Annotated in this window: 8 protein-coding genes and 2 pseudogenes; 6 read left to right on the top strand and 4 right to left on the bottom strand. The window is 60.5% G+C overall.

Annotated elements, in window-relative coordinates; genetic code table 11:
- The 3 genes from IC66_RS0135410 to IC66_RS0135405 all read right to left on the bottom strand — a co-directional run.
- Positions 1–279 (bottom strand): helix-turn-helix domain-containing protein (locus IC66_RS0135410; RefSeq protein WP_244429215.1); only part of this gene is annotated, 279 nt, incomplete at its 3' end.
- Between the two features lie 161 nt (positions 280–440).
- Positions 441–722, bottom strand: a complete 282-nt coding sequence (locus IC66_RS43925; protein ID WP_083859371.1) for a helix-turn-helix domain-containing protein — start codon at positions 720–722, stop codon at positions 441–443.
- Between the two features lie 374 nt (positions 723–1,096).
- Complete coding sequence (locus IC66_RS0135405; RefSeq protein ID WP_028143509.1) at positions 1,097–1,354, bottom strand: hypothetical protein; 258 nt, start codon at positions 1,352–1,354, stop codon at positions 1,097–1,099.
- Between the two features lie 1,030 nt (positions 1,355–2,384).
- On the opposite strand from IC66_RS0135405, the gene IC66_RS0135395 reads away from it, so the two are divergent.
- Both IC66_RS0135395 and IC66_RS0135390 read left to right on the top strand, forming a co-directional pair.
- Positions 2,385–3,668 (top strand): TlpA disulfide reductase family protein, encoded by a 1,284-nt coding sequence (locus tag IC66_RS0135395; protein WP_349643743.1) that lies wholly within the window; start codon positions 2,385–2,387, stop codon positions 3,666–3,668.
- 461 nt (positions 3,669–4,129) lie between these two features.
- Positions 4,130–5,962 carry an ABC transporter ATP-binding protein gene (locus IC66_RS0135390; protein ID WP_038950804.1) on the top strand — a complete coding sequence of 611 codons (1,833 nt, stop codon included), beginning with the start codon at positions 4,130–4,132 and terminating at the stop codon, positions 5,960–5,962.
- A gap of 692 nt (positions 5,963–6,654) precedes the next feature.
- Here IC66_RS0135390 and IC66_RS46665 read toward each other — a convergent pair.
- Entirely contained in the window at positions 6,655–6,891 is a 237-nt protein-coding gene (locus tag IC66_RS46665; RefSeq protein WP_157158145.1) for a hypothetical protein, read from the bottom strand.
- Between the two features lie 668 nt (positions 6,892–7,559).
- On the opposite strand from IC66_RS46665, the gene IC66_RS0135380 reads away from it, so the two are divergent.
- The 4 genes and pseudogenes from IC66_RS0135380 to IC66_RS0135365 all read left to right on the top strand — a co-directional run.
- Positions 7,560–8,903: a M16 family metallopeptidase gene (locus tag IC66_RS0135380; RefSeq protein WP_244429216.1), complete on the top strand. Its 1,344-nt coding sequence runs from the start codon at positions 7,560–7,562 to the stop codon at positions 8,901–8,903.
- Positions 8,900–10,264 carry a M16 family metallopeptidase gene (locus IC66_RS0135375; RefSeq protein ID WP_038950801.1) on the top strand — a complete coding sequence of 455 codons (1,365 nt, stop codon included), beginning with the start codon at positions 8,900–8,902 and terminating at the stop codon, positions 10,262–10,264. Before IC66_RS0135380 ends, IC66_RS0135375 begins: the two co-directional genes overlap by 4 nt.
- 141 nt (positions 10,265–10,405) lie before the next feature.
- Positions 10,406–10,812, top strand: a pseudogene (gene arfB, locus IC66_RS0135370) (alternative ribosome rescue aminoacyl-tRNA hydrolase ArfB); the annotation flags it as partial.
- A gap of 597 nt (positions 10,813–11,409) precedes the next feature.
- Positions 11,410–11,844: pseudogene (locus IC66_RS0135365) on the top strand (porin); the annotation flags it as partial.

The raw sequence follows: 11,844 nt of genomic DNA, 5'->3' as shown, positions 1-11,844 counted from the left end.
CCCCCCCCGCCGCATTCTCTTGGCGGTGAAGCCCACTGTCTCGAGCGGTTCAGAGACTGCGTTAGCAAATAGTCTTCCGAACTCAGTCAAATCACTGCGCCGACCGCGCCGCGCGATGAGGTCCGCACCGAGATAGTCCCGCAGGACGGATAAATAGCGGCTGACCGAGCTCTGCGTCGTTCCCAAGCTGCTGGCGGCGCGCGTGACGCTGCCTTCGCGTGCGACGGTCACAAAAGCGCGGATGGCATTTAAAGGAACTTCGTCGTCTTGAGCCGCCATTGTCCGCTCCGGCGCCAGATTGAACATTCATCACATTATTCGATGTCCATCGCGGGATTGCCGCGAAACAGGGGGCGGCCGCGCACAAAATCCGCCTCGGAGCGCATTGATGCTTGGTCACCGCACAAGATCGGCGTCAATGGCTCGGGGCTGTCAGGGGGCTAGGTCCTTTTGCGGCGTGGCGGCTTCGGCTTGCGACCTTTACGTAAGGTAGCAGGTGGCGGCGCCCCCTTGGATGGCCGAACAAACAGCTCGGAGACAGCAACGCCGAGCGTCCCGGCAAGGCGATCGAGAAGATCAATTGTCGGGTTTGCCTGTTGGCGCTCAAGTCCGCTCATATAGGAGCGATCAATACCTGCATCGTAGGCCAATTGCTCTTGCGGAATACCGCGCTCGACGCGGATCCGGCGCACATTGTATGCCACAAGCGCACGAGCTCTCATGCGCGAAGGCAGCCATTTCGATGGTCATCAAACCACTGGCTATAACCGACATAAAAACATCACAAAACTGCGCGGGTTTTGCCGGCGCTGACCCGAGCGCCGTCGTTCCGCTGGCTCTGCCGCCGTTCGATTCCGCTGCCCATTTGCGCTATCAGCCTCGAGCCAAACGCAATAGATGCTGACTGACAGGGCCCGATAGTCTTCCATTCAACGAAATGGAGTCGTAGCCCGACGAACGTGCCGCCCCAACCCGTCGAGATTGCAGCGACAGCCGTTCAGGCGAGATTAGAGTCGGCCTGCAGCACTGCATCAGCGCAGGAAGCGCGTTTTAGCTGCCTCAATCTCGTCCATTCTCTGCAGTCTGAAGAGTTCCTCTATCGTACAATATCCTTGTGGACGTTCTGGACGCCGCCATCAGCGATGACACGGCGGAAGGTGTCCCTCAAGGCTGTGCTTGAGGCCCGGATCCGAAATTGCCATAAATCATCATCTGGACGTTCCGCAGCAAGGCTCGTAACCTTGGGAAATGTCTTGTCCTCGATGACAACGGAGCTGGCGCCGGTCCTTTCATACTCGCCAATGGCATGGATGACATTGATCGCATTGCCATAGCCTGTGTCGATGTCGGCCACATCGCATATTGCAGGGTTTTCCGTCTACTTATTTCGATACCTGTCATCCAGCTGTGACACGATGGGTCTTGCAGGCCCGCAGCTTCCCAAAGAGTTTCAAGCCGGCAAGGAAGTGATGCGTGCCGCCAGCGGGTGGTGCCAGCCGGCCTCCCGGTCAGCAACCTGGAGGTGAACGCCTGTGCTCCATCGAGGCGATCGGCGGCGTCTGTTTCGATACGACGGAAACGGTTTTCGAAGTGGATGGGGCATCATGGACGCCTGGTACACGCGGCTGGACAGCAAACTAATCGAAGTACCAGTTTTTGTGCAGGAACCGCTTGGAGCGATGGCGAGGCGCAGTGCGTTGTGGCTAGGGGACGCGCCCGACGACTAGGCGCGTCCTAAGTCACTCACAGTTTCAGAGCCTCCCTGATCCGCGGCACCGTCCGCAGGTTCAGGCGAATGGTTCCAGCGTCATCGACCAGAACACGTGTCCCCGGTCAACGGGCTTCGGCTCGTTCGAGTCGAATCTAAATCGTCGCTCGCCTCTAATCCTGTTTGCTAGGGGACAGGGATTACCAAGTCTCCGTTCGGCGGCTCACAACATCAAATCAGTTATCTGGCGGCGCGAAGTGCGCAATTCTTGTCCAAATTCCGACACCGGCACAAAGCCCGTCGGGTTCAAAACACTGGTCGCCGTGAACTGCCGTTGAGCTATTCATGCGCAATTAGGCACTTAATGCGCGCAGACGATGCTGGCACGGACGTTGCTACTAAGGTGCAGCAGTACTGAAAGTGCTGAGCACACCCAGATGCGAGTCGAGCGATGCTCTCCTTCCTTGAACCGATGTGGCCTGCTTGTGAGAGGACGAGCTCGTTCTTTGTAACTTTGTGTGTCGGCGTGCTTAGCGCTGCGACACCGACATTCGCTACGGCTCTCGTTCGGCAGCCCGTCCACACCACGGCACCCCACTTCTCGGTCGCGGTCGCGATCGGAGATCAGCGAGCACAAAACGTCGCGCAGTCTCTGACAATAACTTTGGAGCGTAACATGGCGCTGGGCTTAGAATCCCCAGCTCCCCCGATCAAGGTGGAGAACTGGCTGCGTGGTCAGCCCCTCACGAGCTTCCAGCTCGGGAAAGTGTACATCGTCGAATTTTGGGCAACTTGGTGCGCACCGTGTGTGGCGGCGCTGTCCGATCTGGTACAGCTGCAAGAGAAATACAGAGATAGCGGAGTTGAGGTCCTCGGAATAGCAGCTGGTGAGCGCGCTCAAACAGCGGAAAAGGCCCGAAGCAAGTTGGACGCATGGTTGACCGAAAAGTTGCCGAATCTCAACTATCGGGTCGGGCTCGACTACACACGCGAAATGGATGAGCTTTGGATGGATTCCAGCTTTTCTATCGGGATTCCCACCTCGTTCGTCGTCGACCGTGATGGCCACATCGCCTTTATCGGTTCCCCGACGCAACTCGAAGAGGTTTTGCCGAAGATTCTGGCTGGCAGCTGGCGCATCAGCGATGAAGCGAAAGCCGCCGATGCTGAGCGGATCGCCAAGGGCGAACGCACAATGCCGATCTTCGCCAAACTGACGCCGGCGATGAAGGCGCAGGATTGGGCGAAGGCGCTTTCGGTGGTCGAAGAAGCCGTCGCTGTTCTGCCGGATGACGTGAACTTCCGCGTGCTCCAGGCGGATCTGTTGCTTCACAAAATGTGCGACTTGCAGGCCGGCTTGCCGGTGATGCGCCAATTGGTTCGTGACGCGATCAACAAAAAATCCGCGATGTGGATGGCCGGGGCGCTACGCCAAATCTTTGATCCGGCGATTGACAACTCTCATTTGCCGCAGGCCCAGCGCTTTGCGATGGGCAATGAGTTATCCGGACAGATTTTGGCAATAAATCCTGCGCAATGCGGCGAGGCCCCTAAGTTCGTGTCCTATCCGGCGGTCGCTCAGTACTATCTCTCAGTACTATTACGAGAGCGGCAACAAGGATCGCGCGATCGAGTTGATCGAGGTGACGCTGAAGTCGCTGGACGGCCCCGCACCTATCCCGGACAACCTGAAACAGGAGGTTATGTCGGAATCGGTCCAAACGCTCGCCAACTACAAGGGTCAGAAGGCTTGCTATGGGTCTGTTTGTGCGACTCCGCAACCCGGAGTCTCGCAAAGTACCAAAGCGCAAGCGCCCGAGGAGAGAAGATGAAAAAGGGTAACGATCTGAGCTGCTCACTGGTTAATTCGTCCATTTATCCAGTGGGCCATCGGCAATTAACGATCAGCGAGCACGGCGGTGGATCGTTTGTGGCACGTTGGAAGTTCGGGTTGCTATGACCTCCACCCGGATCGACGCCGAGGTGATCTTCCAGGTGAAGTCGCGCCGTGATCCCCTAACGCAAAATTTCCGGCGGCCATATGCTGAACACTTCCTTCATCGAAATGCACCTTTGCGTACAGCCATGGCCGAGGCCGGAGCTAGGTGAACACCTCCATGCTTCTGCAGGCGGGCAAAGATGAGTGACGCCGATCCCGCCTACCTGGCTCACACAAGCTCGGATCGCGCAAGCCTGGCTGTTGTCTCAAATCGATGCTCTCAGCTACGAGGAGCTCGCAAAGCGTGAGGCGCTTCGGCTAAGCGCTTACGCGACGAGTGGGTGAAATGGGTAGACGATTTCGGCCGCAGCCCCCAGACTCCGGGCATTTATCGCATCCCTCGTACGGCGCGCCAAGCATTGGGCACATCGGGTCTGGATCGAACGATTTTTACACCGCGTGTGCCACAAACCCATAGCGCCATGGCCAGTCAAGATGACAAACGACCCGCCGCAATCGGCTTGGTTCTCCCGTTTGCGTTGGAGCACTGGCTGAAGCAGCCAGTCCGTGCCACGATTATCCTCGTCGGCTTCTTAGGGGCGACGGTCGCCGACCTGTTCATGCCGGTCTATTCTGGCCGTCTGGTGGATGCATTGACGTCGGGCCCCTCCGACCAAGCGGCGCGACATGCGGCACTGATTGCGTTCGCTGGTATCCTCGCCCTTGGTCTGCTCTCGATTATGTTGCGGTTTACGGGCTTGCAGGCGATCGTGCCGTTCACGCTGAAGACCATGTCGGATGTGGCCCGTGGGGCCTTCATGCGCGTGCAGCGCTTCTCAACCGACTGGCACGCTAACTCGTTCGCCGGCTCGACCGTGCGCAAGATCACCCGCGGCATGTGGGCGCTCGACCTGCTTAACAATTCGATCCTGATGGCGTTGTTGCCGTCGCTCGCGGTGCTCGTGGGCTCGACGATCCTGCTCGGCCTGCATTGGCCCGAGCTCGGCGCCGTGATCGGCCTCGGCGCAGTGATCTATGTTGCCATCACGACGGCATTGACGATTGGCTACATCGCACCGGCGGCGCGTGTCTCCAACGCCTGGGACAGCAAAGTCAGCGGCACGCTAGCGGACGCGCTCACTTGCAATACTGTGGCGAAATCTTTCGGTGCTGAGGCGGGTGAGGATGCGCGGCTTGACGGTGTCGTCAGACGCTGGCGGGCGAGGGTGCAGCGCACCTGGCTGCGGTCCAACGGCACGAGTACGGTGCAGCTCGTGATGCTCTTGTGCTTTCGTGCTTCGGTGATCGGCGGCGCCATCCTGCTGTGGATAGCGGGGCGCGCCTCTCCGGGCGACGTCACCTATGTGTTGACAAGCTATTACATCATCCACGCCTATTTGCGTGAAGTAGGGATGCACATCAACAATCTGCAGCGCTCGGTGAACGACATGGAGGAACTGGTTGCCATCTATGGCGAGCCGATCGGAATTGTCGATGCCCCCGACGCCAAGCCGATCGACATTCACGGTGGGATGATCACGTTCGAGGACGTCACCTTCCGTTATGACAGCGATCGCGTGCCGCTCTACGACGGATTGTCGATCAACATCCGCGCCGGCGAGCGGATCGGTCTGGTCGGCCGCTCCGGCTCCGGCAAGACCACGTTCGTCAAGCTGCTTCAGCGGCTCTACGACGTCTCCGGCGGCCGGATCCTGATCGACGGGCAGGACATCGCGCTGGCCACGCAACGATCGTTGCGCAGCCAGATCGCGATCGTGGAGCAGGAGCCGATCCTGTTTCACCGCTCGCTGGCTGAAAACATCGCCTATGGCCGACCCGGCGCCAGCATAGCGGCGATCAAACAGGCGGCGAGGCTCGCCAATGCGCATGACTTCATCATACGATCGCCGAAGGGCTACGGCACACTGGTGGGTGAGCGCGGCGTAAATCTGTCGGGCGGCGAGCGGCAGCGCGTTGCGCTGGCGCGCGCGTTCCTTGCCGATGCGCCAGTGTTGATCCTGGACGAGGCGACGTCGAGCCTGGATTCGGAATCGGAAGCGTTGATCCAAGAGGCGATGGAACGGCTGATGAAGGACCGCACCTCGATCGTAATCGCGCACCGCCTGTCGACGGTGCGCGGCCTCGACCGCATCCTGGTGTTCGATCGCGGCGAGATCGTCGAGCAGGGCACGCATCCGGCACTGATCGTGCAACCCGGTGGCATCTATCGCAGTTTGTTCGAGCGGCAGGCCATCGAGTTCGGTCCGCTCTCGGCGGAAGGGCAGCCTAAAACACCGCTGGCCGCATCTCCGTAGGCCTAGTGCTATTTGGCCGTGCTGGAGGGACATGAGCATAGCCTGATAATCCCACATCCCTTTTGCAATGTGGTGACGGAGGCGCGCGTGAGCGTTGATGCAAAGGCGCATGAGGAGTTCTTCCGGACGTGGCTCGCAGGTATGGTTGAGCCGGGCCGGCCGTTCGGCTTAAGCGAGGTCCGACGGCGACGGCAGCGGGATCACGGAGGGACGGCGGACGCTGCCGCAGGATGCGCGGGTGCGCGGCCAGGCGCGGCGGCTTGATGTGACCCTGGCTAGCCTCTGCCACCTGATGTGGGGGAGGTGGTGGCGCGCAGCAGCGGCCGTGAGCAGGTGGTGTTCGCACGGTGCTGTTCGGCCGCATGCATGGCGGCGCCGGTGCCGCCACACGATGGGCCTGTTCATCAACATTATGCCGCTGCGGCTCGATCTTGACCGCACCGCCGTCGAGGCAAGCCTGCACATCAGACATGCTCGCCTGCCCGAGCTGGTCGCGCATGAGCATGCCTCACTGGCACTAGGAGTTCTTCAGTCAAGTTCGCATATGATTTCTGCCGAGGCGCAGAGGACCCTAACGACTTCCGCCCAACGTGGTCAGAACAGGTAAGGGGGGGCGCTAGAACTCGAATGTCGGCGGGTTTTGCCTATGGCAGAGAACCGCCGCGGCCGGAGGAAAGCCTTACGCGCTTTGCTCATTCGAGTGAGTTTTCAAATCCATTCGAACATCTGGTGCGGACAGCTGAACCCTCTTCGGCAGGCGGACCTAAGAACGATCGCACGCCAAGAATCTCGAAGCGCAGGCGCCAATCGATTGTCTCAGCGGGATTAAATCCAGATTTACGGGAGAGCATGGGCACCTGACCGAACGCATTCACAAATGCCGGCGCTTCTAACAGAAAAAGAAATACGCTCGCGACGATTTTCGACACGTGAATGCTTGATGTCGCGCGCGGTGGAAAACTGTCGCCTCGACGTCACGAGGAATTGCCATCGCATGTTTAGTCTAGCGCATGAAAACTCGCGCGCTTGTGGCACTGCACGGGGACTTTGCACAAGCTCTCGGACTGGCGCTGATCGCGGCCACCCATGCACTCGATCATGCCATTCCAGAGTCTCCTGCTACACATGGTGGTCGGCACCAGTAACGCCAAGCGGGTCCGCAAAAGAGGGGTCCCTAGATAGCCACACCGTGTCTGATGTACGACGATGTGTAAAGATACGGACAGAGTGCTTCGGGTGACCACGCTGTAATTTAAACAGTTTCTTCTTTGGCACGACTGATGCTTTTGGGTTAGCCGCCGACGCGCCGGCCGATGGTATTCCCCTGGAGCAAGCGCGATCTGTCGATTGATAGCCAAAAGCATGGAGCATCCTATAGATGACTTCGATGATGACCTCATTCCTCATCCAGACCCAAATGCAATGTAGCTTGCAAAAAGCCGTCCCGATCCCGCAGCTGACGAACGATATTGATAATGATGCCGCGTCCAATCGGCCGCACGATCGGTCTTTCGTTTCGAAAATTCGACAGCGACTGCTGTCAATGCTGCCGACGTCCTCACCTCGAACGATCGTTTGCGTTCTAGCACTGGTGCTGATGCGCGCCTTTTTATTAGATGGCGCCTCAGCCGAGACTCTTGCGAAGTCCATGCCCCTCACCAGCTTTACGCTTGGCAACGGCCTGCAGGTGGTCGTAATCCCTGACCATCGGACACCGGTGGTGACGCAGATGATCTGGTACAAAGTGGGCTCCGCAGATGAGGAGCCGGGAAAATCCGGGCTCGCCCATTTTCTCGAACACCTGATGTTTAAGGGCACGGAGAAGCACCCGCTCGGCGAATTCTCCCAGACCGTGCTTCGCGTCGGCGGCAACGAGAACGCCTTCACCTCAGCTGATTTCACCTCCTACTTTCAGCGCGTCCCGCGCGAACAACTGCCGACCATGATGAGCCTAGAGGCCGATCGGATGACTGGCCTGGTTCTGAAAGACGAGAACGTGCTACCAGAGCGTGATGTCGTGCTCGAAGAGTACAACATGCGCGTCGCCAACAGCCCCGGAGCGCGGTTGAACGAACAGATCGAGGGAGCGCTCTACCTCAATCACCCTTATGGACGGCCGATCATCGGTTGGCATCAGGAGATCGAGAAGCTCGACCGTGAGGACGCGCTCGCCTTTTACCGCCGCTTCTACGCGCCGAACAATGCGATCCTGGTGATCGCCGGCGACGTCGAAGCCGCCGATGTCCGTCCGCTGGTCGAGCGCAATTTCGGCGCCATTCCGGCCCAGCCCGCGATACCGGCGCGCCGCGTGCGCCCGCAGGAGCCCGAGCCCGCCGCCCCGCGCACCGTCACGCTGGCCGACTCGCTCGTGGAGCAGCCGAGCCTGCGCCGCTACTATCTGGCACCTTCCGCAACGACGGCCGCAGCCGGCGAGAGCGCAGCCCTCGACGTGCTGGCGCAGCTGATGGGCAGCGGCAGCAATTCCTATCTCTACCGCGCGCTCGTGGTCGACAAGCCGCTCGCGGTCTCCGCCAGCGCCAGCTATTCAAGCATCTCGCTCGATCCGACCCAGTTCGCAATCTCGGCCTCGCCGAAACCGGGCGTCAGCTTTGCCGATGTCGAGCAAGTGGTCGACGGCGTCATCGCCGACATCGCACAGAACCCGATCCGCGCCGAGGACCTGGAGCGGGTGAAGACCCAGCTCATTGCGGAAGCGATCTACGCCCAGGACGATCAGGCCGTGCTGGCGAGCTGGTATGGCGGCGCCCTGACCACAGGCCTGTCGATCGAGGACATCAGGAGTTGGCCGGACCGCATCCGCGCGGTCACCGCCGAACAGGTGCGCGCCGTCGCGCAGAAATGGCTCGAGAAGAAGCGTTCGGTGACGGGCTATCTGATCAAGGACACCAGTGCCGCCAAGCGCGAGGAGAAGCGTTCGTGACCTATCCCTTCCTTCGACGCGTTGCATTCTCGCTTGCCACCGGCGCCGCACTCGCGCTGGCTACGGTCTCGCCGTCACAGGCGGCCGCAAAGATCCAGCACCTGACTTCGCCGGGCGGCATCGAAGCCTGGTTCGTACAGGATGCGACCGTGCCGCTGATCGCCATGGAATATTCCTTTGCCGGCGGCTCGGCGCAGGATCCCAAGGACAAATCCGGCGTCGCCAATCTGGTCGGCGACCTCCTCGACGAGGGCTCCGGCGATCTCGACTCCAAGACCTTCCATGAGCGGCTCGACCGCCGCGCCATCGAGCTCTCCTTCAGCGCCACCCGCGATACGTTCCGCGGCAGCCTGCGGATGCTGCGCGACAACAAGGACGAGGCCTTCGACCTGCTCAGGAGCGCGCTGACCTCGCCGCATTTCGACACCGCCGACGTCGAGCGCATCCGCTCACAGGTGATCTCGGGCCTGCGCCGCGAGACCACCAATCCGTCGTCGCTGGCGAGCCGCAAATTCCTGGAGGTCGCGTTCGGCGACCATCCCTATGGCCGGCAGACCAATGGCACGCTGGACAGCGTGCCGACCCTCACGGTCGCCGATCTGAAGGATTATGTCGGCCGCGTGCTCGCCAAGGATGGGCTGAAGATCGCGGTGGTCGGCGACGTCGATCCCGAGACCCTCGGCAAGCTGCTCGACCACACTTTTGGCAGCCTGCCCGCAAAAGCCAAACTCACGCCGGTTCCCGACATCGAGGCGGCCAAGCCGCCACAGCGCGCCTTCGTTCCACTGGACGTGCCGCAGACCGTCATCACCTTCGGTGGCCCCGGCGTGAAGCGCAGCGATCCCAACTTCATGGCGGCCGATGTCGTCAACCACATCCTCGGCGGCGGCGGACTGTCGTCGCGGCTCTATCGCGAGGTGCGCGAGAAGCGTGGCCTCGCCTATTCGGTGTTCGAATCGCTGCTCTGGATGGAGCATTCGGCGGTCGTTATCGGCAATACCGGCACCCGCGCCGACCGTGCCGGCGACACCATCGACGCCATCGAGAAGGAGGTACGCCGCATCGCCGAGGAGGGCCCGACGCAGAAGGAGCTCGACGAGGCCAAGTCCTACCTCAAGGGCTCGCAGATGCTGGCGCTCGACACCTCCTCCAAGCTCGCCCAGGCGCTGCTGCAGTACCAGCAGGACAAGCTGCCGATCGACTATATCGAGAAGCGCAATGCCCTCGTCGATGCGGTGACGCTGGATGATGCCAAGGTCGCCGCCGAGCGGCTCTGGGGCCAGGGCCTGCTGACGGTCGTCGTCGGCCGCGCCCCGCAGGCCGCCGCGCAACCGGCGGCCACGTCGCCCAAGTCGAATTAGCAATTCGAACTAGCAGTCGAACTGACCGCTTCTTGCTTCCTGAAATGGCCGGGCCCGCCCCGGCCATTTGCATTTCCCATGACCGCCATTTGCCGAACGTGGACGTCCGCGATATGTCCGGACATCACGAACGGTGCCATCATGCTGCGGATATCCCGCGAACTCGTCATCGACGAGGACGACTCGAGATCGGCTTTGTCCGCGCCTCCGGCCCGGGCGGGCAGAACGTCAACAAGGTCTCGACCTCGGCCCAGCTGCGCTTCGACACGCGCAAGCTAACCTTGCCCGAGGATGCCGCGATCCGGCTCGCCCGCATCGCCGGCCAGCGCATGACCAAGGGCGGCGTCATCGTGATCCACGCCCAGCGCTTCCGCACCCAGGAGCGCAACCGCCAAGACGCCGTCGGCTGCCTCGTGGAAATCCTCAAAAAGGCCGTGGCGCGGCCGAGGCCGCGCCACGCGAAGCGGTCGACCTTCGCCTCCAAGCAGCGCCGTCTCGAAGGCAAGAGGCGCCGTAGTGACATCAAGGCAAAGCGCGGTCGCGGCTTCGTGGTTGCGCCAGCGTGTCTGCAGCAAACTGGGCTGTCGATTGCCGATCACGCCGCGGGGCCGACCCGACCTCGATATCGGTAAGATCCCGCCACTTGGTAGGTACCCATCGCACCGTGCTCTGTGGTCAAAAAACCCGATCCACGTGCAGATAGCGTCAGCTGGTAGTGATCGCGATCACCATGCTGGCGCCGCGAGTGGTGCGAAGAGCTCCGCAATAGGTCGCTCAGATCCAGGCCCACTCATCACCGCACTGGCGCTCTGCAATGCTGTCGCGCACAGCGAGTTTTCGAGTCACTCGTTGCGACTCTATGTACGGATCGGACGGTTGTGCCTCCAATTGATCACAGCTGTGAAGCCAACCCGCGTGTTTGTTTGTTTCGTACAAAGTTAGTGCGCCGTTCACGAGCTCGATCAGGCATTGTTTGGCGAGAGCGGAATCATCCGTATCGCGACGCTAGTCAGCTGGTCAATCGATCGGTGGCGTTCGAGGTGGCCCCGCAAGTCAAGGATGAATTGGGGGCGAAAGCAGTTGGTAGTCGTCGGAAAACGTCGAGCCGACTTCTTTTGAGTTGAGGCAACTTGGAGGTCTAATACATGATTAACGTGAGGAGCGTTCTTTTCGGCTCAACCGCCGGATTGATCGGCATGGGGACGGCTTAGGCGGCCGACCTACCAGTAAAGGCAAAAGCCGTCGAGTTTGTGAAGATTTGCTCCCTGTACGGCGCCGGGTTCTACTACATCCCGGGCACTGATACCTGCATCAAGTTGGGTGGTTACCTGCGTGCAGAAACGTCTCTCAGTGCGAGCGTATTTAACGGTAACTACAGTGGTGTTCAGGGTGCTCAGAACCGCCTGACGAACTACTACTTCACTAAGGCGCGCGAAGACTTCAACATCGATACGCGCACCGCGACCGAGTACGGCGTGGTCCGCACGTTCTTTGACGCGACGTTCAGTTGGACAACCGACGCATACTCGGGAAGTGGTACTACTGCCTGCCGCGCGGCGAACAGGATGGAAGTGGAGCGT

The organism is Bradyrhizobium genomosp. III, assembly GCF_000261705.1.
Lineage (GTDB): Bacteria > Pseudomonadota > Alphaproteobacteria > Rhizobiales > Xanthobacteraceae > Bradyrhizobium > Bradyrhizobium ottawaense.
This window is presented reverse-complemented; position numbering and strand designations above follow the sequence as displayed.